Genomic DNA, 26,126 nt, shown 5'->3' with positions numbered 1-26,126 from the left:
CATTAAGAATGCCCAGCATAAGATGCTCTATAGTCGATAGTGTATGTTGAAAGGAGCGTCATCCCTATGCTTACTGGCGTCAGGATCGTGTTCCTGGGCGGGGACGCGAGACAGCTTGAAGTGATTCGGAAATGTGTGGAATTGGATGCGACGGTAAGCGCTGCCGGGTTCGATAAATGGGAAGCCCCTTGCCCAGGGGTGAGCCTGGAACAGATGACGGTAGAGCTGCTTAGTAATGCAGATGTATTAGTGTTGCCTACGGTTGGTTGTGATGATGAAGGGAATATTAGTGCTTTATTTTCTTCTGAACGCTTGATGCTCTTGGAAGAACATTTTGCTGCTCTGCCACCCCATTGTTTGGTGTATAGCGGTATGGCTAAAAGCTACTTACGCGGCATGTGCGCCAAGCATTCATTAAAGTTAATTGAATTGCTTAATCGTGATGATGTAGCCATCTACAACTCCATCCCAACAGCGGAAGGGGCACTGGTTATGGCCATACAGAACACGGATTTTACCATTCACAGTTCTAAATCGATGGTACTGGGCTTGGGCAGAACGGGTTTTACAATGGCAAGAAGCCTGCAAGGATTGGGTGCTAGTGTCAAAGCTGGTGTTAGAAAACAGGAACATTATGCACGTGCTGAGGAAATGGGCTGGAAGCCGTTTATGACCAGTGAACTGTTGCTTCATGTGCCGGATGTTGATCTGATATTTAATACGATTCCAAGTATGATCATCACCGCACAAGTACTCTCACGTATCTCACCGCATTGCTTAATTGTCGACCTGGCTTCTGCTCCAGGTGGATGTGATTTTCGTTATGCCGAGAAAAGAGGAATTAAAGCGATGCTGGCACCTGGACTCCCTGGCATTGTAGCTCCTAAAAGCGCTGGGATTATTATGGCAAATGCGCTGGTTCAGTCGATATCGGACGAGGCTTTAATCAAGGGGGACGAATAAAATGGATTGGCACGGAAAAACAGTAGGGTATGCGATTACCGGATCTCACTGCACATTTGCGGAGGTAATGCCGCAAATTCAACGCTTCGTAGATGGAGGAGCAAACGTAGTGCCCATAGTTTCAGCATCCGTACTAGGCACCGACACCCGCTTTGGAACATCGCAAAATTGGCTAAAACAGTTGAAAGATATAACAGGTAATGATATCATTTCTACAATTGTTGAAGCGGAACCGCTGGGTCCTTCCAAGCTGCTGGATGTGCTGACGATAGCACCTTGCACTGGAAATACAACGAGTAAATTGGCAAATGCTATGACCGATAGTCCAGTGCTCATGGCTGCAAAATCGCAGATGCGCAATGGACGTCCACTTGTTCTCGCGATATCTACCAATGATGGCTTAGGTCTTAATGCCGCAAATATTGCAAAGCTTCTAGTGGCTAAACATATTTATTTTGTGCCATTCGGACAGGATAACCCTGAGGGTAAACCTAATTCGTTAGTAGCGCGTATGGATCTTATCCCAGAAGCTTGCTATGCCGCTTTGCAAGGTAAACAACTACAGCCGATGATTATTGAAAAGTTTCATTCCGTCTAGAATAGGGCGGAATCGGTGGAGCTAGTTGCGGACAATAAAAGGGGAGATGCACTAAATGAGCAATGAGAAGTTAAATGCCGCCTTGGTCGGAGTTACTTCTTAATCAATAGATACGGTCGTGAACATTCAAAGCCAAGATCTGCTAAACCCATTGCTGAGATCATTGCCACCAAAAAATATAAGATTTACTGCTACCGTCCTCATTTCGAGGGCGGTACAACCATTTTTCAAAATAAAAGAAAATTACTTAAGAAATAAGCTTACGTACTGTAAAGGAATTTCTCATTAGAGACGAAATGAGTTCTATTTACGAACGATTAGTGTGTTTGCTTTGACAATAATGGAGGAATTATACATGGGTATTCTGGTACAAAAATTCGGAGGAACATCACTTTCAACACCACAAGCTAGAGAGCACGTCATTCGTAATGTCAAACGGGAGCTCGCTAGCGGCTATAGTTTGGTCATTGTCGTTTCGGCAATGGGCAGACGCGGAGAACCTTATGCAACAGATACTCTGCTGGATTGGGCTGTTCAGAATGGAGATTCACTCCCAGAGCGTGAGAAGGATCTCTTGATGTGCTGTGGTGAGATTATCTCTGCTACTACACTTTGTGGCCTGCTGGAGAATGAAGGGATTGCTTCTACGGTACTAACGGGAGCTCAGGCTGGTTTTATGACAGATAGCAACTATGGCAATGCAAGAATTCTAGATGTACGTCCTGAACGTATTCTTCGCGAACTGCGTGAAGATAAAGTAGTTATAGTGACCGGGTTCCAAGGACAGACTGAAGCTGGTGATTTGACGACTTTGGGCCGTGGAGGAAGTGACACCTCTGCGACTGCACTGGGTGCTGCCCTTCATGCAGATATGGTTGATATCTATACAGATGTTAACGGGATTCTTACAGCAGATCCGCGGATCGTTGAAGATGCAAAACCGCTAACGTATGTTAGTTATACAGAAATTTGTAATATGGCTCATCAAGGAGCAAAAGTGATCCATCCACGTGCGGTTGAGATTGCTATGCAGGCACAAATTCCAGTACGCGTTCGTTCAACATTTTCTGAGAATGAAGGTACGCTGGTTACGAATCCTGAAGGATTCAACGACATCCAGTCTGGTGGCATTGTAGATCGCTTCGTAACAGGGATTGCTTATGTCAGCAACGTCACACAGATTTCTGTGGAGTGTCCAGATGGAAATGGTACGGGCGTTCAACTGCAAATTTTTAAAAGTATGGCCGACAACGGAATAAGCGTTGATTTTATTAATGTAACTCCTACTGAAGCTCTTTATACTGTGTTCGATGACAAATCAGAAAAGGCGATCTCAGTACTTCAGCAATTGGGCTTGCGTCCTAAGAGTTTATCAGGTTGTGCAAAAGTTTCCGTTATCGGGGGCGGAATTAATGGTGTACCTGGTATTATGGCGCGTATCGTTGAGGCACTTAGCTCACAAAATATTCAGATTCTCCAATCCGCAGATTCGAATACAACGATTTGGGTGCTGGTGAAGAAAGAGGATATGGTGCAGTCCCTGCGTTCGCTGCACGCTATGTTTGAATTGCACCGCTAAGGAGGAATTCAAAGTGGATTTCGGAAGATTAATAACAGCCATGGTAACCCCCTTTGACGGGGATGGAGAAATCAACTGGGATGTAACTTCACAGCTTGTCGATTATTTAATTGAGGAACAGAAATCAGAGGCATTGGTTGTCTGTGGTACAACTGGGGAATCCCCAACGTTAAGTGATGAGGAGAAACTGCAGCTGTTTTCTTTTGTATTAGAGAAGGCGAATGGTCGCTGTAAAATTATTGCTGGAACAGGCAGTAATAACACGAAGCACTCTATTCACCTCACGAAAGAAGCGGAGAAAATAGGTGTGGATGGCGTACTTTTGGTCGTTCCTTATTACAATAAACCTAATCAGGAAGGGCTCTATCAGCATTTTTCTGCGATTGCTATGGAGACTTCATTGCCAGTCATGCTGTATAATGTTCCCGGTCGCACGGGTGTAAGTATGAGCGTGGACACAACCCTTCGACTTGCTGAAATATCGAATATTGTTGCGACAAAAGAATGTGCATCTGTCGATCAAGTAACACTTATCGCTTCTGCGTGTTCCGATGACTTCCGTGTATATACTGGTGATGACTCTGCGGGCTTAGCTAGTCTAGCCGTAGGAGGATACGGAATTATCAGTGTAGCTAGTCATGTGGTTGGTGCACAGATGTCAGAAATGATCTATGCATACACCTCAGGAAATGTTCAGCGAGCGGGAGAGATCCATCGGCAATTGTTCCCTATTTTCAAGGGGTTGTTCGAATGTCCACAACCTTTACCGAATCCTTCAGCGGTCAAATATGCTTTAAGTCTGAATGGTCTGCCTGTTGGAGGCGTCAGATTGCCGCTTATTTCACCTACTGAAGCTGAGGCGGCCTTTATCGAGGCACTATTTCACTAAATGCTGAACAATGATATTCTAGTCTTTAAACCGGCTTCTCCTGTGGAGAGCCGGTTTTTATATTTATTATATTTTGCTAAAATAATGGGTCACATTTAAGGAAAGAATTTGGATACGAGATAGGGTGACTTGTCTTTTGCCAAAAAAATCATGTATAATGATCTTAAGTGACTGGGTGCGGTTAAAATTAAATATGCGGTAATCTTCCGTCAATGGTATACATTGTGAGACAGGATAGGTCCCAAGATGAGTCTGTGTAAATGATTGAAATGTCTTCGCGCGAGGGGCGCGACGGTGAATTTTGACGGCATTTGTCCGCTTCAATATGAACTTTACTGCCCGGAATCGGGAGCTTTCGCATTGCGCATTTTACAGATATCAGGAATATCCTTGTTAATTAAGGAAGCTATCAGCTGTTTGAAGAATGTGTTCAGCGCCGCTGAAATAATCGAAGTTCAATATTTACCAATAAAAGTATGACGTCCAACATCATAGGAGGGTTAGATTCATTTGTCCAAAAAAAACAACAACGATAAATTGATGATTTTCGCATTGGGCGGAGTCGGAGAAATCGGGAAAAACATGTATGTCATTCAATATGGAGCTGACATTGTAGTCGTGGATTCGGGACTTAAGTTCCCGGAAGAAGATATGCTCGGTATTGATATTGTAATTCCTGATATCTCTTATTTGACAGAGAACCGTGACAAGGTAAGAGGGATTGTACTTACCCACGGACACGAGGATCACATCGGTGGTCTCCCATATGTCCTGAAGAATTTGAATGTTCCGGTTTACGGAACAAGACTTACATTAGGCCTTGTAGAAAACAAATTGAAGGAAGCAAACTTACTGGGTGACACCAAACGAATTCTGATCAATGAAGATTCAGAAATTCAACTGGGAAGTTCGCTCAAAGTTACTTTCTTCAGAACCAATCACAGTATTCCTGATTCCGTCGGTGTATGCATAGAAACACCGGAAGGTAACGTAGTTCATACGGGAGATTTCAAATTTGACCACACTCCAGTCAACGGTCAATTTGCAAATCTGCATCGGATGGCTGAAATTGGTCAGAAGGGCGTGCTTGCTCTTTTGTCGGATAGTACAAATGCTGAGAAACCAGGCTTTACCCCATCTGAGAAAAATGTCGGTATCGTTCTGGAAGACATTTTCCGCAAAGCTGAACAACGTGTCGTTGTAGCAACTTTTGCTTCCAATGTGCACCGCATTCAACAAGTGGTTAATGCAGCAGAATCCACAGGTCGTAAGATTACAGTTATTGGCCGCAGTATGGTAAACGTTGTATCCATCGCTTCTGAGCTTGGATATCTGAACGTACCTGACGGTATGCTGATCGAGCCTGAAGAAATGAACAGAATGGCAGCGAACCGTGTCGTTGTTCTTTGCACAGGATCCCAAGGCGAGCCAATGTCCGCATTGACCCGTATGGCACGTTCCAGTCATCGTAAAGTAGATATCTTGCCAGGTGATACTGTTATTATTGCAGCAACACCGGTACCAGGTAACGAGAAATATGTAGGTCGTACCATTGATGAATTGTTCCGTCTTGGCGCTAACGTAATTTATAGCGGTTCCAATTCTGGCGTTCACGTATCCGGTCACGGTAGCCAGGAAGAGCTTAAGCTTATGCTCAACTTGATGAAACCTAAATATTTCATTCCAATTCACGGTGAATACCGTATGCAACGCAAACATGCGCTTTTGGCAGAATCCGTTGGCGTAGAGTCTCAGAACATTTTTATCACTGAAATCGGTGAGATTGTGGAAATTCAAGGCGGTGCCGCTCGTAAAGCTGGTAAAGTAACGGCTGGTAACGTATTGATTGACGGTCTGGGTGTAGGTGATGTAGGTAATATTGTATTGCGTGACCGTAAGTTGCTGTCTCAAGATGGTATTTTGGTTGTCGTGGTTACACTAAGCAAACAGAATGGTGCAATTGTCTCCGGACCTGACATCATTTCTCGTGGTTTCGTTTATGTTCGTGAGTCCGAAGGACTGCTTGACGAAGCGAACCGAATTGTTTCCAGTACACTGCAGCGCCTGATGAGTGAGAAAGTAAATGAGTGGGCATCGCTTAAAACAAGCGTAAAAGATTCACTCGGTCGTTTCTTATATGAGCAAACGCGTCGTAGACCGATGATTTTGCCAATTATCATGGAAGTGTAAGGAGAATTCTCCTTAAATAAATATATAGCTTGGGCATTGGCCCCTTTTCCCCGGAAATATTGGACGGTTTCTACGGGAAAAGGGGTTTTTGTATTGTTTATATTCATATCATGAGGAGAGGTTTGCATAATGCGGGGCCCTGAAATGTCATACTAATGAAAGTTAGTAAGGCTATAGCAGACCAGAGCTGCATAAGAAAAGGGAGAGCTGCGAAAATGAACTACATGAATGGATCAAATGGAGCAACGAATGAGGAAGTTATACCACAAGAGGGAAATCCAAGTACAAATGAAAATATGCCGCCCACTACAATGGGTGCACTTAAAGAGCTTGGACAAACAGCGGTTCCTACCGGTGAACCGGATATCTTTTGCATAACGATCATCGGTCAGATTGAAGGCCATATTGTAATGCCTCCTCAGAACAAAACGACAAAATACGAACATATCATTCCCCAGCTGGTGGCAGCTGAACAGAATAAAAATATTAAAGGTCTGCTTATTATTTTAAATACTGTTGGCGGAGATGTAGAAGCTGGTCTAGCGATTGCCGAAATGATTTCTTCGCTCTCTAAACCAACGGTAACAGTAGTCATTGGAGGGGGCCATAGTATTGGCGTTCCGATCGCTGTATCCTCTACGTATTCAATTATTGCGGAAAGTGCAACAATGACGATACATCCGATTCGTATGAATGGCTTAGTAATTGGAGTGCCACAGACGTTCGAATACATGGAAAAAATGCAGGAGCGTGTAGTAAAATTCGTTACTTCTCATTCTCGGATTTCTGAAGAACAGTTCCGTGACCTCATGTTTAAGACAGGTGAGCTCAATCGTGATATTGGAACAGCCGTTGGGGGGTTGGACGCCGTTAAATATGGTCTCATGGATGAGGTGGGCGGGATCGGAGCTGCCTTAGCGCATCTTAACCGCATGATTGGTGGAGATTTCTCTTCAGCGCCTACAGCAGCGATTTCGGGAGGGCTTACGCAATGACACTCTATACGATAATGTCGATGGAACAGGTGTGGGAGGGGGCATTTAATAATTACGCTACAACGCGAGAAGTAAGTGTTCAGGGGATGCTCATGCAGGTTGAGCCGATGGAGGAAGGACGCGCGCGCATAGTAAGATTACTGGATTGTCCTTTGGAGCGATATTTAGATCCGTCGTTCTCTCCTGGAGCGATAATTACGTTAACATAAAGATTCATTTTTTGACAAAAGAGAACATAGGTACGCCACGCCATTATATGGTATAATGTTGTTCCGGGGGTGGCTGGCGTGGCTAAACGAAAAAAGAAAAAGAAAAAAGCGCTGCTCGGCAGCGTTTTAAAATATGAAATTTACGGAATTTTACTAATAACGATATCCGTTATTGCTCTGTCCGGTGAAGCGGCGGTAGGGCGGTCACTTTCAAGTATGGCGGGTTATTTATTAGGGAGATTTTATTTTGTGTTGCCGCTTATTGGTATTTTTTATGGGCTTATGGTTATGATCCATCGAAGATGGCCTTCTTCTTGGAACAGTCGACATACAGGCGTGCTTCTGCTTCTGCTATCCATGTGCCTAATGAGCACTATTTCTGCAATGGAGCAGAAGCTTGGCCCGTTGTCCTTGCTCCATCCTGGCAACGTGATGACACAAATACATAATGATCTTTCGGGATCTCTTTCGCCCGGTGTTAACAATAGTAATGTCTATATGCTGGGTAAGGATATAAGTGGCGGATATATCGGCGGATTGGAGTATGCTGCGCTGCTGTGGCTCTTTGGTAGTCTGGGAGCTAAGCTGCTCATGATCGTTATGCTTGCCATCAGCTTTATGTTAATTACAAATCTCTCCTATGTAGAGATTATTACCCTTTTGCGAGTTCGTACGGTTAAGTTTGTGGAAGGGATTCGTCTCCATGCGGCAAACCGTCCGAAGGCAGTCCCAGTAGCGGCTAGACCTTCCAAAGCAGCCGCACCCGCAAAGACTCGGCCAGTGAAGCAGCCTGTCTATGACGAAGATGACGAAGAGGAAGAAGACGATCGATATTTACCTAATCGTAAGCAACCTGTTCTATTGAAAAAAATATCCGGTTGGTTCACAGGCTCCACCCGTTCAGAGGCGGAAGCCGATTCTGATGATGATCATGGTCCAATTGTAACAAGTGCTTCGCACGGTCCGATCATTTCTGGGCTTTCAGTAGATAGTCGTGTGACTCCACTTGAGGATATCCAACATGATTTTGATGATGCAGATATGGATATGGAACCTGTGACTCCAATTATTCGCGACTTCTTTGAGCATATCCGCTCAGAAGGGCTGAATGAGGAAGATCGGGAGGAATGGAGTGAATTCTCTCCTGCAGCTCGAGGTGTTACCGTCAAAGCTCCTGTCGCAGGGGCTAATCCAGTTAGTCAACAGCCTTCAGATGAGCCTGATGAGAATGTGACTATAGACTTGGATGGATTGCTAAGCGCCACTCCTGATGGACAGATCATTCCTGCTCCACCGGCACCACCTCCACCAAAACCATATAAGCTGCCATCTTTCCGACTTCTAGCCAAACCTAACAACAGCGGTAAAGCAGGAGATCAGAATGATTATATGCAGACCGCCCGTAAGCTAGAAGCTACCCTAGAGAGTTTCGGTGTAAGAGCAAAGGTTCTCGAAGTAGTTAGAGGTCCAGCGGTTACACGCTATGAGATTCAGCCGGATATCGGTGTCAAAGTTAGCCGTATTGTTAATCTGACAGATGACATTGCGCTTGCTCTTGCAGCCAAAGATATACGTATGGAGGCGCCAATTCCGGGTAAATCAGCCATTGGGATAGAGGTACCAAATTCCGAAGTGTCTATTGTGACCATGCGTGAAGTTATGGAGACACAGATCTTTCAGGAAGCTGAATCTAGATTATCGATTGCTTTTGGACGTGATATTTCGGGTCAGACGATTATCGGTAATTTAGCGAAGATGCCCCATTTATTGGTGGCTGGTGCAACGGGATCTGGTAAATCGGTTTGTATTAACGGGATTATTACGAGTATTTTATACAAAGCTAAACCCGATGAAGTCAAATTCCTGATGGTGGACCCGAAGATGGTAGAGCTGAATGTCTATAATGGGATTCCGCATCTTCTGGCTCCAGTCGTTACTGATCCGAAGCGGGCGAGCTTAGCTTTAAAGAAGATCGTTGTGGAAATGGAGAAAAGGTATGAACTCTTCTCCAAATCAGGAACACGCAACATGGAAGGCTATAATAAGCTGATGGCAGAGAACCCAGCTGCTATACTTCCGTATATTGTTGTTATTGTGGACGAGCTTGCGGATTTGATGATGGTTGCCGCTAACGATGTAGAGGATGCTATCTGTCGGCTTGCACAGATGGCGCGTGCAGCTGGTATACATTTAATTATCGCCACTCAGCGTCCTTCCGTGGATGTCATTACAGGTTTGATTAAGGCGAATATTCCATCTCGTATCGCTTTCGGCGTATCTTCCAATGTAGACTCACGTACCATTCTGGATATGCCAGGTGCGGAGAAGCTGTTAGGTCGGGGAGACATGCTGTTCTTACCGATGGGAGCTTCTAAACCGATTCGTGTGCAGGGTGCCTTTATGAGCGATCAAGAGGTTGAGACGATCGTTCAATATGTCAGCAGCCAAGGTGAAGCAGAATATGATGAGTCCATTGTTCCAGAGGTTGATGACACAATCGCTGAAGACCAGGAGCCACAGGATGAGTTATATGAGCAGGCCGTAACGATCGTGCTTGAAGCGAAGCAAGCTTCAGTCTCGCTACTACAGCGCCGGATGAGGGTTGGTTACACCCGTGCAGCCCGTTTGATTGACTCTATGGAGGCTCGTGGGGTAATAGGGCCTTACGAGGGCAGCAAGCCGCGTGAGGTGCTTGTATCACTTGAGCAGTATCAGCATAACAAGATCAGTTCTTAAGCTGAACAAGTCAGTTTAAACCTTAAATAGACAGTAAAAAGGGGCCGTCCCCAAGTAGTTTGTACTACTTGGGGACGGCCCTTACTCATGCTGAAGAAGTGTAAATGACACTTTAAATAATGGCTTTAGTGAAGCTTCATTATAATAATTAGGGGATTTCTCCCTGGAATTCTGAGATTATTGGTTCTCAAACTTATAATTAGGGAAAATCTCCCTATAATTTATTAATTTTGGTAAGAAATAAAGGAATTGGCCTGATTTTTAGGGAGGAATTCCCTAAAAGTGCGAACCTGTTACTTGGACTATTATGAATTCATATCACTAAAATGTTGAAAAGTATGACTTATATCTATAATTTCAATTCATGCGTGGTCCACAGTAAAATGTGGTCCTTTTAATTCAGGATTCATATCAACTTCATGGTTTTCTTATTTCGTATTATAGTTGATAATTATTCTCAATTATAATGAAAAGCTATTTCTTCTTTTTTAGTAATGCATAGGATGCGCTGACAGTCGTCATAATAACTTTAGCCATCCATGCAGAACTTACAAAAGAAAGGTAGAGCGAACCCTATGAAGAAACAAAAGATGTGGATATTTGCTGCTTTAACTCTTGCACTTGCTGTCGCGCCGTTTGCAGGAACGTTTTTCAAGGGGAATGGCATTGTTCAGACCAAGCAAAGTGCTGCTGCGTCATTTGTCCACGAGTTAAATAATCCTGACGAAGAAGTCTTGCCGGCTTTCAGTACAACACCCATTAAACTTGGGTCCACGGGTCAGGATGTCTATGAATTGCAGGGGCGATTAAAGCATTTAGGTTATTATGCCGGAAAAATAGACAGTCATTTTGGGCCAAAAACGAAGAATGCAGTAACTTGGTTTCAATGGAAATTCGGAATGAAGTCTGATGGCATTGTGGGTGCCAAAACTAAGCTTAAGCTGTATAACGCCACGAAGAACTGGAAGCCTACTGAGCCTTCTTCGGGCACGGGAAATAAGACAGCACAGAATAACACTGGCAATAAAACAAATACGTCCAATAAAACGAATTCGCCAGGATTGTCTTCAGGTAATTCGATGGGCTTATCGGAGAATGATCTCAAGATCATGGCTAATGCCGTGTATGGAGAAGCCAGAGGTGAGCCTTTCGAAGGTCAGGTTGCTGTTGCTGCGGTCATTTTAAACCGAGTGAAATCACCTAGTTTCCCGAATACGCCGTCTGGCGTTATTTTTCAACCGGGAGCATTTACAGCTGTAGCCGATGGTCAGATCTATCTGGAGCCCAATGAGCAAGCACGTAAAGCAGTGCAGCAAGCACTCAATGGTTGGGACCCTTCAGGTGGATGTTTGTATTACTTCAATCCTAAAACAGCGACCTCTAAATGGATTTGGACCCGTCCTCAGGTGAAGACGATTGGTCAGCATATTTTCTGTATGTAAAAAGAAGGATAGAGAATTCAGAGAGCAACCGGGAAGAGGCTTCCGGTTGCTTCCTTACTTTGGAATGGTTTAGAATGGTTAATAATTCATAAACATGATGTAGAGCAACTATCCACGCCGTAAAGGAGTTTTGGACTTGACTAATAATGTATTTCAGCATGGCACCGTAGGAGGCTTGCGCATTCACGTTATGCCAACCAAGGCATTCAAGACCTACGCGATCTCACTTTATGCGGGGATCCCTCTTGATGAGAATACAGTAACCTCTACTGCACTAGCTCCATTCGTGCTTCGCAGAGGTACCGCGACTTATCCGGAGACCACGCAATTCCGCGAGCGTTTGGAGGAACTGTATGGCGCTGGATTCGGGTTTGATATTTATAAAAGAGGCGATTATCAAATCGTTCAGTTCCGCATGGATACTATTAATGACTCTTTTGTGCAAAGCCAGGAGAGCTTACTTGAACAATCCTTCGCTTTCTTAGGTGAAGTACTGACTCGTCCATTAGTTGAAGACGGCAGCTTCCGACCTTCGTATGTTGCAACGGAGCGTGAAACCGTTCGCAAGAAGCTGGAGTCCATCGTAAATGACAAGATACGTTACGCTGCTGAGCGCTGTATTGAGGAAATGTGCCGAAACGAGCCATATCGTCTTCACCCTCTGGGGCAAAGAGCGGATCTGGATCAAATCACTCCGAAAAGTTTGTATGAATCGTATAATTCCTGGCTGGATGATGCCATCCTTGATCTCTATGTAGTGGGTGACACTACAGCTGAGGAAGTAGAAAAGCTTGTACAGCGTCATTTCGGTCGGGTTCAGTCCGAGGTGGGCTTATATAGCTCTAAGTTCGTACCTGTATCAGTTAATGAGGTGCGGACTGTAGAAGAGAAGCTGGATGTCAGTCAGGGCAAGTTGAACCTGGGTCTACGCACCTCTATTACTTATAAGGATGATAATTACGCATCCGCACTTATGTACAACGGAATATTAGGAGGGTATCCCCACTCTAAACTCTTCGTTAACGTACGTGAGAAGGCAAGCCTTGCCTATTATGCTTCGTCTCGTTATGACGGCCACAAGGGCATTGGAACGATTCAATCAGGTATCGAAACGCAAAATTACGGCAAAGCCGTGGACATTATAGAGAAGCAATTGGAAGAGATGAAAGCTGGCAATATCAGTGATCTGGAACTGAGTCAGACCAAAGCTATGATCCGCAATCAGCTTTCCGAGATTCCGGATTCTGCTTTTGAAATGATCTCTTACGACTTCAACCGCCAGTTGTCAGGAAAAGAACGGACAGCGGATCAGCTATTGGAGCAGGTGGAACAAATCGGTGCTGAAGATGTAAAAGCTGCCGCTGAAACCTTTCAGCTGGATACGATATATTTCTTGACAGGAAAGGAGGAATAACGATGGAACAAATTCATTACGACAGACTTCAAGAGACCATTTATCATGAGGTCATGGATAACGGACTTCAGGTATATGTGTTGCCGAAACCAACCTTCAAAAAGACCTATGCTACATTTGCAACTAAATATGGTTCCGTTGACAATCATTTTCATGTCGCAGGTGGAGAAGAGACCACTGTTCCTGATGGTATAGCTCACTTTTTAGAGCACAAAATGTTCGAAGAGCCAGAAGGCGATATTTTTGCTACCTTTGCTTCAAATGGAGCCTCGGCCAATGCTTTTACAAGCTTTGATCAGACCGTTTATCTTTTCTCAGCAACAGAAAATATAGAGACCAATCTTAGTACGCTCGTTGATTTTGTTCAGCGACCTTATTTTACAGATGAGAATGTAGAAAAGGAAAAGGGAATTATTGGTCAAGAAATCAATATGTATGCTGATAATCCGGACTGGCGCGTGTATTTTGGCCTTATTGAAGCGATGTATTCGAAGCATCCGGTTCGGATTGACATTGCAGGTACGGTAGAATCGATTAGTACGATCACGAAAGAAACGCTGTACACATGTTATAACGCTTTTTATCACCCTAGCAATATGTTGTTGTTCGTGGTTGGGGGCGTGGACCCGGAGAAAGTATTCTCCTTGATTCGCGCTAACCAAAAGGGTAAAACCTACGGCAAGCAGGGTGAAATCAAGCGTATTTTTGAAGATGAACCCGAACAAGTCGCTACAAAACGGCTAGAAAGCAAGCTTGCTGTTTCGATGCCGAAAATCATGTTTGGTTTCAAGGAAAAAGTAGAAGATCTAACAGGTGAAGCTTCTCTGAAACGCGACCTGATAACGAAGCTAATGCTCGATTTGTTGGTAGGTAGTAGCACAGCATTGTATCAAAAGCTTTATGATGAGGAATTGATCTCGGACAGCTTTGGACATGAATTTAATAGTTCTCCGCAGTATGCTTTTTCTGCAATGGGGGGGGATACAAAGGATCCGGATTTGCTTTTAAAACGAATTAAAGAAGAAATAGATCTAATCTTAAAGTCTGGCTTTGCGGAGAAGGATTTCGAGCGGGCACGGAAAAAGAAAATTGGCGGTTATTTGCGCATGCTGAACTCCCCTGAAAGTATCGCACATGAATTTACACGCTACCAGTTCCGTGGTGGTGACCTTTTTGAAGTTCTGCCTATGTATGAATCGATTACTTTGGCAGAAGTAAATGAGCGTCTGCATGCCCATGTAAACTGGGAACAGCTTGCCGTTTCATTGGTGGTGAGTCCTTAGGTGAGCGTTTTGGGAGAGAGCAGCAAACCACTAGGGGAAATGACAGTGCTCATTACAGGGGGAAGCGGAGGGATCGGCGGCGCCATTGCGGAACGATTTGCTTCTGTGGGGATGAATATAGTTATTCATTATAAACACTCACATGAAGCTGCGAATGATGTCGCTCGGCGTTGTATGGCCCTTGGCGCAAAGGTAATGACAGTAAACGCGGATATGAAGGATCGTAGTCAAATTGTACGTATGGCTGAAAAGCTTGAGAGTAATGGGATGCAGCCGGATATTCTCGTCAATAATGCCGGTAAATCGCATTACGGAATGCTAGCTGATGTGACCGAAGAGGAATGGGATGACATTATGTCCATTAACTTGAAGGGAACCTTTATGTGCAGTCAGATTTTTATGCCGTACATGGTGTCTCAGCGTTATGGACGTATCATCAACGTTTCTTCTGTATGGGGTATCACTGGAGCTTCTTGCGAAGTAGCATATTCGGCTAGTAAGGGTGGAGTGAATGCCTTTACAAAGGCTTTAGCTAAAGAGTTGGCTCCATCTGGTGTAACGGTTAACGCGGTAGCTCCAGGAGCGGTTAATACGAACATGCTGTCCAATTTACAGGAGGATGAAGTCCGTATGCTGGAGGATGAGATTCCAGTAGGGCGTTTGGCTACGCCTAATGAAATATCTTCACTAATTTATTTTTTGGCTTTGCCTGAGTCCGGGTATATCACTGGTCAGATTATTAGTCCAAATGGTGGATGGATTACCTGATCTTCAGTTGGAGAAAAGCTCCAGCATAATAACTTAGCTTCTAAGACATATTATAAGTGTTGTTTTTAAATCTCACGTAAGGCGGCTTACAGCCTGTATGCAGGTGTTTGACCGTAAACATGAAGGAGGATTTAAGATGACACAAGAAGATAGCGTAATCAAAAATTTTGACACCTGGAAGAAATTTCTGGGAAAACGTGTTGTACAGGCGGAGAAACTTGGGATGAGTGAAGACACAATCTCAAAGCTGGCTTTTGAAATTGGGGAATTCCTCGATGAAAAAGTGGATCCAGCAAACACTCAAAACCGTGCAATCAAAGAGCTATGGGACGTCGGCAACGATGAAGAAAAGCAGACGATTGCTAAACTCATGGTCAAGTTGGCGAAAAATCACGCCTAAGCTTGCGGAAAAGCTCCCCTTGTGGGAGCTTTTCTGCAATTATTACAGGACTGACCTTGCCTTTCATTTTTATTTTATATATCATTAACATGACCCGTGTTTCAGACCGCTTTGTCTGAACGGCATTTTTTTGATGTATATCAAAGTGCGGGAAAAGGAATCTATGAGGTGTACAAGTGGAATATAAACAATGGTATATGGAATACAAGATTCACAAGAACAGACCCGGTCTGCTTGGTGATATCGCTTCAATGTTAGGGATGCTAGAAGTCAACATTCTGACGATTAATGGCGTTGAAGGAAAGACTCGCGGAATGTTGCTGGAGACCAATGACGATGACAAAATAATGCTGATGGGCGAAATGCTCAAGAAAGTTGATAATATTACAGTTTCAGCTCTGCGGTCTCCAAGACTCGTAGACAAGCTGGCTGTGCGCCATGGGCGATATATTGAACGGGATTCAGATGATCGGAAGACGTTTCGTTTTACCCGGGATGAGCTTGGTCTATTGGTCGATTTTCTCGGGGAACTGTTTAAAAAAGATGGAAATCAGGTAATAGGACTTCGAGGTATGCCCCGTGTAGGAAAGACGGAATCAATCATTGCTGGCAGTGTCTGCGCGATGAAGCGTTGGACATTTGTCTCCTCGACACTTTTACGTCAGACGGTTCGAAGTCAATTAGCAGAAGATGAGATGAACCCACATAATGTATTTATTATTGATGGTATTGTTAGTACGATCCGCTCTAATGAGAAGCATTATAATTTATTACAAAATGTTATGAGTATGCCAAGTACGAAAGTGATCGAGCATCCAGATATTTTTGTGCGGGAATCTGAGTACACCTTTGATGATTTTGATATTATTATCGAGCTTCGCAATAATCCAAATGAAGAAATATTGTACGAGTCGTTTACGACTAGCTACAGTGATGATTTATAGAACAAGAAAACAATGAACAATGATATTCATTGAAATTTACAGGAGGTGATGGTATGTCGGAACTGGGCCGGCAATTGAAAGAGGCGCGTCTGCAAAAAGGGATGAGTCTTGACGATGTCCAGGAAGTAACGAAAATTCGCAAAAAGTATTTGGAAGCCATCGAGTCTGGAGACTATAAGGTGCTTCCAGGAAGTTTTTATGTTAGGGCGTTTATCAAAACGTACGCAGAGGCAGTAGGGATGAGTCCTGACGAACTGCTAGAGGAGCATGGGAATGTACCTGCCCCTCCCGAAGACACAGCCATGGAAACGGTGATTCAAAAACGCAGCCGTAGACCTGAAACCGAACGGAATGCAAAATGGCTGCCAACAGTGCTAATGTGGACATTTCCAATATTAATTATTGTTGTGATTTACATTTATGCATCTAGTTTGAACAAACCGGACCCTGATCAGATTGATCAGACGAATCTGACAAATGAACAGCAGGATCCTACGACTGCTAAAACATCTCCACCGGCTTCAGGAGGTGGAGTTGTGGCGCCAACTTCTTCGGCAGGAACAGAAGCAACAACTGAACCTACTGCAGAGCCAACGCCATTACCAACACCTACGCCTTCCCCGCAATCCATTACAGTTACACCGGATGGGAAAGCAGGAAAAACAACAAAATTCAAGGTTTCAGCTCCGGCTGGAAGTGAAGTGAAGGTTGAGATTTCTGCTACTGGGGTAAGCTGGCTTGAGGTGTATAAAGGTGAGAACTCTAAAGGTGAAAAACTCTCATTTGGTAACACAGCGGCAGGAGATCGTATGAGCTTTGTGCTTGGAAGTGAAGGAATGTATATTAAATCTGGTTATTCACCAGCTACTGAGATTACTGTCAATGGACAAGTGATTACGGATGAAAAGACCTCATCTCGTCTGCTACTTAATCTGGATGACGGTACTGGAAGTGAAACGACCCAGAATGAAGGTACCACCGATACTATTGACCAGACTAATGAAACAGGCCAATAAGAAAAATGATGCATAGACTTTGGCTTTGCGGGGAACATAAGACTGTTTCTAGTTCTTAGCCAAAGTGGGGTGTACATTCATGATTGTTAGCTGGATTGTAGCTGGACTTGGGGTTGTTGTCAGTCTTATCGGATACTATATGACACCAAGTGCTTGGGGTTATGGAATTCTCGGGTTCGGTCTTGCACATATCGTGCTTGGAATTCTGGATATGTTTCGAAGCCCGCTTCGAAGCAGATAGGGATTTAGAATGTGCGTCTCCGAGGATATTTTCCATTGGAGACGTATTTCTACCTGAAACACAACACATTTCGAAGGAAAAGCTCCACTATGTGGGGCTGTTTTCTGTGTCGGGTGAGGTACATATTATCCAATATTAGACTTAAGGGTATCATTCTTTTATAATAGTAGCAGACTAAAAAGTACAAAGGACGTGTAGTTATGAGTTCAGAAAGTTCATTTGATATCGTATCTAAAATGGATATGCAGGAATTAACCAATGCGATCCACCAAACAGAGAAAGAAATTGACAACCGCTTTGACTTTAAGAACAGCAAGAGTAGTCTGAAGCTGGAGAAAGACGCACTTATTATCGCCTCTGAGGACGAATATAAGTTAAACGCTGTTATTGATATTTTACAATCGAAGATGGTGAAGAGAGGTATCACGCTGAAAAACTTGGATTTCGGCAAAGTGGAGCCTGCTTCTCTGGGTAGTGTTCGTCAGCGTTTAGGTCTTAAGCAAGGAATTGATCAGGAGAACGCAAAAAAAATTAACATCCTGATTCGTGATTCGAAATTGAAGGTGAAGAGCCAGATTCAAGGAGATCAGATCCGTGTAACTGGTAAGAGTCGCGATGATTTACAACAAATTATCCAGATTTTGCGTAAAGCTGATTTGCCGCTGGACCTGCAGTTCAACAACTTAAAATAGCATTTTGTACCCCGCAGTGCTTATCAGCGCCATTATGCGGGGTGCTTTGTATTTTTTTTGACACCTATTTATAGCTATAATATACTTGCTTAAGTAGAAATAGATGAGCCTGACTCAGGCAATTTGTATGAACGATTTAGGGGAGGAACTTCAGTGAATTTGCCCAACCGCATCACGCTAGCACGTATTTGCCTGATCCCGATTATGATGTTTTTCTTACTGGTGGATTTCAGTTTTTATCCAGAACCGATACATTGGGGCTCTTTTCAGCTATCTGTTAATCATTTGGTGGCAGCTGTAATCTTTTTGCTTGCAGCGAGCACAGATGGAATAGACGGCTACATAGCAAGGAAATATAATATGGTCACCAATCTCGGTAAGCTCCTTGATCCGTTAGCGGACAAGCTGTTAGTTTCTGCAGTTCTGATTTCACTTGTGGAATTGGGCAGATGTGATTCATGGATCGCAATTGTTATCATTAGTCGTGAGTTCGCAGTAACCGGGCTTCGCCAGATAGCATTGTTAGAGGGAAAAGTGGTTGCCGCCAGCAAATGGGGTAAGATAAAGACGGTTGTACAAATTGTAGCGATCTCACTGCTGTTGTTAAATAATTTCCCATTTCAATTCGTCAGCATTCCTGTAGACGATATTGCCATCTGGGCTGCAGCCTTGATCACTATTTACTCTGGAATTGATTATTTTGTGAAGAATAAGGATCTATTACAGCTGCATAATGCTTAAGCGTTTTAGGCAGCTACATATAGGAGAGGTAATAGGTAAAGCACCTATTACCTTTTTTAAACCCTAAAAGCAGTGTATCTACATTATAACGAGGAGGCGAAAGCCAGGTATGAAAGCGGAGATTATTGCAGTAGGCACGGAGCTTTTGCTCGGTCAAATCGTAAATAGTAATGCCCAGTTTTTGTCTATTGAGCTAGCTGCTATTGGGATTGATGTATATTTTCAAACCGTAGTTGGGGATAACAGCAGTCGCTTGCAGCAAGCCATTGAGATCGCTCAAAGCAGAGCGGATGTTATCATATTTACCGGTGGTATTGGTCCTACAGAAGATGATCTAACGAAGGACGCGCTGGCTGCTTCCTTAGGTCGCACACTTCATATAGATCGCTTGGCAATGGATCATGTACAACGTTTCTTTGATGATCGAAAGATTGTAATGACGGAGAATAATCGTAAACAGGCACTTATAATTGAAGGAACTACACCTTTGCCAAATGAGATTGGTCTTGCTGTTGGCATTGCTTTTGAGCATGAAAAGAAATATTATATTGTGCTTCCTGGTCCGCCTCGCGAGATGAAGCCGATGTTCGTAGATAAAGCTGTACCGTGGCTCCAGCAGCACGCTCTAACGACAGAAATGCCACTTTATTCTAAAATGCTTAAATTTGCAGGTATCGGAGAATCACTGCTTGAGGATAAGCTCATTGATCTTATTCACAGCCAGACAGACCCAACCATAGCTCCTTACGCTAAAGAGGGAGAGGTAACCGTTCGTATTTCGACAAAAGCGCCTTCCGAGCATGAAGCTTACAAGAAGCTGGAGATTCTGGAGAAACAGATCAAAGAGATTTTGCCAGAACATTTATATGCAAATATTGATGTTCCACTGGAGCAATTGATTGTGGATTGGATGGCGGATGCAGGTCTGACTTTAAGTGCGGCAGAGAGTTGCACGGGAGGCTTGCTGATGGAGAGTATAACTAACATTCCAGGCAGTGCTTCGATGTTTGCGGGAGGAATCGTCTGTTATTCCAACGACCTGAAGAAAAAACTTCTGAATGTGCCAAGTGCTTATTTGGAGGGGCCAGATGCTCCAGGGGCAGTTAGTCGTGAAGTTGCCGAGGTGTTAGCTGATCAGGTGAGAATGATCGCAGATAGTGATTTCGGTTTATCTGTAACTGGTGTAGCAGGACCAGGCTATTCTGAACGTAAGCCAGTTGGACTTGTATTTATTGGTTTAGCTGAACGCGGGCGTAAGACAGAAGTATACGAGCTTAATCTTAAAGGTACACGTGAAAATATACGACTGCGTACTGTTAAAGCTCTGTTGTATCGTCTATGGCGCAGACTTGAGGAACGGAAGGTGGAGACACCTCTTGAAGGCTCAGACTTGTAATGGGAGATTAGCCCAGTTATAATTGAGACATACGGAAGAACCGTGGCACTGAGATTTCTTTGCTGCGGTTTTTTGTATATCTGCGGAGATTTTGATCGCTGTTTTGGTTTTGATCATAAGTCGTTGATGTCCGGTGAAGTAGAGAAATCAGTTAACTTCTATGTCCGGAGGGAGGCTTACAATAAAAGGGATAATTAACGCTTGAGACAAAAAAAACGAATGTATGTTCGAAAAAAAGCTTGGCAAGACCTCAAAAACGCGTTATTATATTATTATAAACAGTGAAGGAAGTGGTCTGATTGTCAGATCGTCGTGCAGCGCTTGATATGGCGCTTCGTCAAATAGAAAAACAATTTGGTAAAGGTTCGATCATGAAACTGGGAGAATCCACTCATATGCAAGTGGAAGTTGTACCTAGCGGATCTTTGGCACTTGATATTGCGTTAGGTATAGGCGGACTTCCAAAGGGACGTATTATTGAAGTATACGGACCTGAATCCTCCGGTAAAACGACTGTTGCTCTTCATGCTATTGCAGAAGTGCAAAAACAAGGAGGACAAGCTGCATTTATCGATGCTGAGCATGCTCTCGATCCGAAGTATGCACGTAACTTGGGCGTAAACATTGATGAATTGTTGCTATCTCAGCCAGATACGGGTGAACAGGCACTTGAGATTGCTGAAGCACTTGTCCGTAGTGGTGCAGTAGACATTATTGTCGTTGACTCCGTAGCTGCGTTGGTTCCTAAAGCGGAAATCGAAGGTGATATGGGTGACTCTCACGTCGGCCTACAGGCTCGTTTGATGTCTCAAGCGCTTCGGAAGCTATCTGGTGCCATTAGTAAATCGAATACAATTGCTATCTTTATTAACCAGCTTCGTGAGAAAATTGGTGTTATGTTCGGTAACCCTGAGACAACACCGGGTGGTCGGGCGTTGAAATTCTACTCTTCCGTACGGTTGGATGTTCGCCGTGTCGAAAGTATTAAGATGGGTAACGACGTTGTAGGTAACCGAACCAAGATCAAGATTGTGAAGAATAAGGTAGCACCTCCATTTAAACAAGCTGATGTTGATATCATGTATGGTGAAGGGATTTCCAGAGAAGGAAGTCTTGTAGACATCGGTACTGAAATGGACATCGTGAATAAGAGTGGTGCATGGTATTCCTATGAGGGTGAGCGTCTCGGTCAAGGACGTGAGAATGCCAAACAGTTCTTGAAAGAACATCAAGATATTGCACTTATCATTGAGAACAAGATCCGTGAAGCAAGTAACCTGTCCACTATTGTTGCTGCACCAAATGAAGCGGAAATCATTGCAGAGCAAGAGGAAGAAGAAAAGCTACTTCTCGAAATCGAACAATAGAATTTACTAAGGAATAGGACGCCCTGTGATTCATTGTTGCAGGGTGTCTTTTCTTAACAGTGTAAGAACATATATATTTGGGGTCCCCCCAAAGTACCTGAGTACGCACCGAAGTTAAGCCGCACTTTGTGGGGATATTTTATTGCTATGAGGTGACAAGCAACTATGGTAATACAGCTGGATATGGATTTTGAATCGGATGAGCAGGACGTACAGGTCCTATCTGATTTTCCTGATGGAGAACTTTTAGAAATTACTAAGGTAGAACGTCAGAAGAAGTCAGACCACCGCTACATCATACATTTCGGAGCCTATAACATGACTGTACACGAAGACGTCATGATTAAATATCGGATGATTACTGGAAATTCTTTTATGAAAGCCGATTTGGAGGAAATTGTTGTTGCTGATGAGCGACAACGAGCTTATGTAGAAGGACTTCGTTATCTAGAACGGAAGCCACGTACCGCTATGGAAATGACTCGCCGTTTACGGCAGAAGGAAATAGGGGAGACTATTATTGCGGAAGTGGTGCAACGGCTACAGCAGGAAAGATTTCTTGATGACCCCTTGTATGCAAAGCAATGGGCCGAGCAACGCATTACGAACCAGCGAAAAGGGAAAATGTGGATTCGCCAAGAGCTACGTGAGAAAGGAATCGACAAAACCTTGATCTCGGAAGCACTGGAGAATGTCAGTCCTGAACAAGAACTAGAGAGTGCACTTCAGATTGGTCGTAAGAAATGGAATCTTATTCGTGGTGAAGCCACAGATAAGCGCAGAAAGACTGGAGCCTTCTTAATGCGGCGTGGATTCTCGGGTGATATGGTGCGACAAGTGATCAATACTTTACTTGAGGAAGACAACTATGAGGGTGAAGATGAGGAATTTTACTAGACTCACTGATTCTCTTGACATTAATGCGCATATCGACTCTCTTGACAATGTCTTTTTATAAATAATAAAATATAACATGAATCGGCATAAAGTAAGAATCCTTTTTCCTTCCCAAAAAGGTGACTTTTTAAAACGGTTCGCGTACAACTCATATGAAATGTAATCGCCGGATAAGGCGGGCAGTGTGCATGTGCAGCATGTGCAGTATGGCAATCGGTTATTTACCGGTTTTTTGTATGGTGATGAACGGATAGTTTAACAACTGCACAATTCCCAGGGATATACCTTGGAGAGGAACCAACGAGGAGGTGAACAGATGCAAGCATGGATCTGGGTCATTATCGTTCTCGTTGTAGCTGCATTATTCTTTGGGTTCGGTTATTTTATTCGTAAATCCCTTGCAGAAGCTAAAATTCAAAGCGCAGAAAGAGAAGCCGTAGTCATCGTGGAGAACGCGAAGAAAGACGCAGAGGCGCTGAAGAAAGAAACAGTATTGGAAGCTAAGGACGAAGTCCATAGAATCCGTACTGAAGCTGAGAAAGAAACTCGTGAACGTCGGAATGAAATCCAACGGCAAGAGAGACGTTTGCTGCAAAAGGAAGAATCTCTGGATAAAAAAATGGAATCGCTTGAAAGAAAAGAAGAACAAGTAGCTAACAAAGAGAAACGAATTGATGAAACCCAACAGCAAATTGATGTTATTTACAAAAACCAAGTCACTGAATTGGAGAGAATTTCCAATTTAAGCATCGAAGATGCAAGAAGTATTATTCTTAGCAATGTTGAGCAAGAAGTTCGCCATGAAACGGCTCAAATGATCAAAGAGATTGAACAGCAGGCGAAAGAGGAAGCGGATAAGAAATCCCGTGAAATCATCACACTCGCTATCCAACGCTGTGCAGCTGATCACGTAGCGGAGACAACAGTTTCAGTTGTTACCCTGCCGAACGAAGAGATGAAAGGGCGGATTATCGGTCGTGAAGGCCGTAATATTCGTGCACTCGAAACTCTTACAGGTATCGACCTCATTATTGATGATACGCCGGAAGCAGTTATTTTGTCGGGATTTGATCCAATCCGCCGTGAAGTGGCCCGTACGGCACTTGAGAAGCTTGTGGCAGATGGACGTATCCATCCCGCTCGAATTGAAGAGATGGTGGAGAAATCCCGCAAAGAAGTGGACGAACGAATTCGCGAATATGGTGAACAAGCTACTTTCGAAGTGGGTGTTCACGGATTGCATCCAGATTTGATCAAGATTCTGGGTCGTCTGAAATTCCGTACAAGCTATGGTCAAAATGTATTGAAGCACTCCATGGAGGTTGCTTATTTAACTGGACTGATGGCCGGTGAGCTTGGGGAAGACATCGTGCTTGCAAAACGTGCAGGATTGCTCCATGATATCGGCAAAGCGCTGGATCATGAAGTAGAAGGATCGCATGTTGAGATCGGCGTTGAACTAGCGAAGAAATATAAGGAACATCCGGTTGTTATCAACAGTATCGCGTCTCATCATGGAGATTGCGAAGCTACCTCGGTTATTGCTATGTTGGTTGGTGCAGCTGATGCATTGTCAGCAGCAAGACCTGGCGCTCGCCGTGAAACACTGGAAACGTATATTAAACGTCTAGAAAAACTGGAAGAAATCTCAGAGTCATTCGAAGGCGTTGAGAAATCATTTGCTATTCAGGCGGGCCGTGAGGTACGCGTGATGGTACAGCCAGAGAAGATTGACGATGCAGAGGCATTCCGTCTTGCTCGCGATATTACGAAAATGATTGAAAGTGAACTGGATTATCCAGGACATATCAAAGTTACCGTTATTCGTGAGACACGGGCTGTTGAATACGCTAAATAGGTGGAATATAAGGTTAAGGGATAAGATGTAACTTATACTTTCTTATATTTGTTGAGAATTGGCCCCTAAGCGGGGCCTTTTTTCTTTTGAATATGAGGTTTTATCTATTAGATATAGCGGTTACGATTAGGAGGAGAGAATCATTAAAGTACTATTTATTGGAGATATCGTTGGAAATGTTGGCAGAAAGGCTCTTCGTGAGATGTTGCCCTCACTAAAAAGTAAATATCAGCCACATATCATTATTGTTAATGGTGAAAATTCTGCTGCCGGTAGAGGGATCACCAAGGCGATCGCTAATGAGTTTTTTAACTGGGGCGTTCACGGTATAACTATGGGAAACCACACATGGGACAACAAAGATATTTTTGAGTTCATCGATGATGAGGCTCGGATTATTCGTCCCGCTAATTTTCCGCCAGGAACACCGGGAAGAGGTTATACAGTCGTTAAAGGGAACGGTAAAGAACTGGCCATAGTAAATTTGCAAGGCCGGACATTCTTACCTGCTATCGATTGTCCTTTCCGTGTCGGGGAAGAAATTGTGGAAGAGCTTCGCAGAGATCACAAATGTATTTTAGTCGATTTCCATGCAGAGGTAACCTCTGAGAAAATCGCCATGGGATATTTTATGGATGGTCGCGCATCGATTGTTGTTGGGACACATACTCATGTTCAGACAAATGATGATGTGATTTTACCAGGAGGAACTGCTTATTTGACCGATGCGGGAATGGTTGGTTCAAGCGAAGGAATTCTGGGTATGGAAAGAGATGCAGTACTTTATAAGTTCACAACTCAGCTTCCAGCACGATTTGTTGTCGATGAAGGCAAGTGGCAGCTTCACGGTTTATTTGCAGAATTAGATGAAAATACTGGTGCGGCGACTCGTCTGGAGAAGATACGGTTACGTGAAGATGAATGGGTTATGAGCTAAACGTAGAACAGAGTATGGTTTAATCCGGGTAATTTCGCTGAGTTAGGGTAAAGTGTGATATTTTTTATATCATAAAAGAGTATCTTTAATACCGTTTTTGGAAGACGTGGTCCGTAAAAAGAAGGAATTATTTCTTCTCTCGCGAATAACATCTAAAGTAGTGGAAGAACACCATTATTTTCCCAGGGGAGGTACTTACTATGGATGTATTAAAAGTATCAGCTAAATCCAATCCAAATTCCGTCGCCGGCGCATTAGCGGGTGTTCTTCGTGAACGTGGATCGGCCGAATTACAAGCTATTGGAGCTGGAGCACTGAATCAAGCAGTCAAAGCAGTTGCCATTGCCCGGGGATTTGTTGCACCAAGCGGAGTAGATTTGATCTGCATTCCTGCGTTCACTGATATAGTGATTGATGGGGAAGATCGAACCGCGATTAAACTGATTGTTGAACCCAGATAATAGACCTATAGAATGATTGAACCTGTTTACTTTTGTAAACAGGTTTTTTGCTTTTGATTTATAGTCTGGCGTTTTTTTGCATAGTATCTGAAATAGGCATTTGGAAATGA

The 26,126-nt window shown here is 43.7% G+C and carries 24 protein-coding genes; all 24 read left to right on the top strand.

Annotated features, from left to right (window positions below; genetic code table 11):
- Nucleotides 1–66 precede the first annotated feature (66 nt).
- The 24 genes from dpsA (at nucleotide 67) to H70737_RS17940 (ending at nucleotide 26,016) form a co-directional block, all read left to right on the top strand.
- Nucleotides 67–963 (top strand): dipicolinate synthase subunit DpsA, encoded by an 897-nt coding sequence (dpsA, locus tag H70737_RS18050; RefSeq protein ID WP_042189407.1) that lies wholly within the window; start codon nucleotides 67–69, stop codon nucleotides 961–963.
- Nucleotide 964: 1 nt separating this feature from the next.
- Nucleotides 965–1,561 carry a dipicolinate synthase subunit B gene (locus H70737_RS18045; RefSeq protein WP_042189406.1) on the top strand — a complete coding sequence of 199 codons (597 nt, stop codon included), beginning with the start codon at nucleotides 965–967 and terminating at the stop codon, nucleotides 1,559–1,561.
- A gap of 355 nt (nucleotides 1,562–1,916) precedes the next feature.
- Nucleotides 1,917–3,140, top strand: a complete 1,224-nt coding sequence (gene dapG, locus H70737_RS18040; protein WP_042189405.1) for an aspartate kinase — start codon at nucleotides 1,917–1,919, stop codon at nucleotides 3,138–3,140.
- A 13-nt stretch (nucleotides 3,141–3,153) separates the two neighbouring features.
- Nucleotides 3,154–4,029 (top strand): 4-hydroxy-tetrahydrodipicolinate synthase, encoded by an 876-nt coding sequence (dapA, locus tag H70737_RS18035; protein ID WP_042189404.1) that lies wholly within the window; start codon nucleotides 3,154–3,156, stop codon nucleotides 4,027–4,029.
- 510 nt (nucleotides 4,030–4,539) lie between these two features.
- The gene (locus tag H70737_RS18030; RefSeq protein WP_042189403.1) at nucleotides 4,540–6,219 is read left to right on the top strand and encodes a ribonuclease J; all 1,680 of its coding nucleotides are present in this window, start codon (nucleotides 4,540–4,542) and stop codon (nucleotides 6,217–6,219) included.
- Nucleotides 6,220–6,434: 215 nt separating this feature from the next.
- Nucleotides 6,435–7,214, top strand: a complete 780-nt coding sequence (locus H70737_RS18025) for a ClpP family protease (RefSeq protein WP_197071223.1) — start codon at nucleotides 6,435–6,437, stop codon at nucleotides 7,212–7,214.
- A complete protein-coding gene (locus H70737_RS18020) occupies nucleotides 7,211–7,423 on the top strand; it encodes a YlzJ-like family protein (protein WP_042128829.1) in 213 nt (70 codons plus the stop codon). Before H70737_RS18025 ends, H70737_RS18020 begins: the two co-directional genes overlap by 4 nt.
- 78 nt (nucleotides 7,424–7,501) lie before the next feature.
- Complete coding sequence (locus H70737_RS18015) at nucleotides 7,502–10,159, top strand: FtsK/SpoIIIE family DNA translocase (protein ID WP_042189402.1); 2,658 nt, start codon at nucleotides 7,502–7,504, stop codon at nucleotides 10,157–10,159.
- Nucleotides 10,160–10,734: 575 nt separating this feature from the next.
- Nucleotides 10,735–11,601, top strand: coding sequence for a spore cortex-lytic enzyme (gene sleB, locus H70737_RS18010; RefSeq protein ID WP_042194127.1), 867 nt, complete (start codon nucleotides 10,735–10,737; stop codon nucleotides 11,599–11,601).
- A 136-nt stretch (nucleotides 11,602–11,737) separates the two neighbouring features.
- A complete protein-coding gene (yfmF, locus tag H70737_RS18005) occupies nucleotides 11,738–13,015 on the top strand; it encodes an EF-P 5-aminopentanol modification-associated protein YfmF (protein WP_042189400.1) in 1,278 nt (425 codons plus the stop codon).
- 2 nt (nucleotides 13,016–13,017) lie between these two features.
- Nucleotides 13,018–14,298 (top strand): EF-P 5-aminopentanol modification-associated protein YfmH, encoded by a 1,281-nt coding sequence (gene yfmH / locus H70737_RS18000; RefSeq protein ID WP_042189398.1) that lies wholly within the window; start codon nucleotides 13,018–13,020, stop codon nucleotides 14,296–14,298.
- Between the two features lie 39 nt (nucleotides 14,299–14,337).
- A complete protein-coding gene (gene ymfI, locus H70737_RS17995; protein WP_042194125.1) occupies nucleotides 14,338–15,066 on the top strand; it encodes an elongation factor P 5-aminopentanone reductase in 729 nt (242 codons plus the stop codon).
- A gap of 136 nt (nucleotides 15,067–15,202) precedes the next feature.
- Complete coding sequence (locus H70737_RS17990) at nucleotides 15,203–15,466, top strand: DUF3243 domain-containing protein (protein ID WP_042189396.1); 264 nt, start codon at nucleotides 15,203–15,205, stop codon at nucleotides 15,464–15,466.
- A 176-nt stretch (nucleotides 15,467–15,642) separates the two neighbouring features.
- On the top strand, nucleotides 15,643–16,410 hold the full coding sequence (locus tag H70737_RS17985) for a DUF3388 domain-containing protein (RefSeq protein WP_042128818.1): 768 nt from the start codon (nucleotides 15,643–15,645) through the stop codon (nucleotides 16,408–16,410).
- A 53-nt stretch (nucleotides 16,411–16,463) separates the two neighbouring features.
- Nucleotides 16,464–17,426, top strand: coding sequence for a helix-turn-helix domain-containing protein (locus H70737_RS17980; RefSeq protein ID WP_042189394.1), 963 nt, complete (start codon nucleotides 16,464–16,466; stop codon nucleotides 17,424–17,426).
- 79 nt (nucleotides 17,427–17,505) lie between these two features.
- Complete coding sequence (locus H70737_RS31075) at nucleotides 17,506–17,667, top strand: hypothetical protein (protein ID WP_179086684.1); 162 nt, start codon at nucleotides 17,506–17,508, stop codon at nucleotides 17,665–17,667.
- A gap of 200 nt (nucleotides 17,668–17,867) precedes the next feature.
- On the top strand, nucleotides 17,868–18,359 hold the full coding sequence (locus H70737_RS17975) for a YajQ family cyclic di-GMP-binding protein (RefSeq protein ID WP_042128814.1): 492 nt from the start codon (nucleotides 17,868–17,870) through the stop codon (nucleotides 18,357–18,359).
- A 153-nt stretch (nucleotides 18,360–18,512) separates the two neighbouring features.
- The gene (gene pgsA, locus H70737_RS17970; RefSeq protein ID WP_036688397.1) at nucleotides 18,513–19,100 is read left to right on the top strand and encodes a CDP-diacylglycerol--glycerol-3-phosphate 3-phosphatidyltransferase; all 588 of its coding nucleotides are present in this window, start codon (nucleotides 18,513–18,515) and stop codon (nucleotides 19,098–19,100) included.
- 109 nt (nucleotides 19,101–19,209) lie between these two features.
- On the top strand, nucleotides 19,210–20,496 hold the full coding sequence (locus H70737_RS17965) for a competence/damage-inducible protein A (RefSeq protein WP_042189391.1): 1,287 nt from the start codon (nucleotides 19,210–19,212) through the stop codon (nucleotides 20,494–20,496).
- Between the two features lie 299 nt (nucleotides 20,497–20,795).
- On the top strand, nucleotides 20,796–21,863 hold the full coding sequence (recA, locus tag H70737_RS17960; protein ID WP_042128809.1) for a recombinase RecA: 1,068 nt from the start codon (nucleotides 20,796–20,798) through the stop codon (nucleotides 21,861–21,863).
- Nucleotides 21,864–22,028: 165 nt separating this feature from the next.
- The gene (locus tag H70737_RS17955) at nucleotides 22,029–22,760 is read left to right on the top strand and encodes a regulatory protein RecX (protein ID WP_094870271.1); all 732 of its coding nucleotides are present in this window, start codon (nucleotides 22,029–22,031) and stop codon (nucleotides 22,758–22,760) included.
- Nucleotides 22,761–23,076: 316 nt separating this feature from the next.
- Nucleotides 23,077–24,618 (top strand): ribonuclease Y, encoded by a 1,542-nt coding sequence (gene rny / locus H70737_RS17950; RefSeq protein WP_042128807.1) that lies wholly within the window; start codon nucleotides 23,077–23,079, stop codon nucleotides 24,616–24,618.
- 142 nt (nucleotides 24,619–24,760) lie between these two features.
- Nucleotides 24,761–25,555, top strand: a complete 795-nt coding sequence (locus H70737_RS17945; protein WP_042189389.1) for a TIGR00282 family metallophosphoesterase — start codon at nucleotides 24,761–24,763, stop codon at nucleotides 25,553–25,555.
- A gap of 200 nt (nucleotides 25,556–25,755) precedes the next feature.
- Entirely contained in the window at nucleotides 25,756–26,016 is a 261-nt protein-coding gene (locus H70737_RS17940) for a stage V sporulation protein S (protein WP_019910496.1), read from the top strand.
- Nucleotides 26,017–26,126 lie beyond the last annotated feature (110 nt).

This window comes from Paenibacillus sp. FSL H7-0737 (genome assembly GCF_000758545.1).
In the GTDB taxonomy this organism is placed as follows: domain Bacteria; phylum Bacillota; class Bacilli; order Paenibacillales; family Paenibacillaceae; genus Paenibacillus_AQ.
The sequence above is the reverse complement of the archived record's forward strand: the minus strand, read 5'-3'. Positions and strand labels throughout refer to the sequence as shown.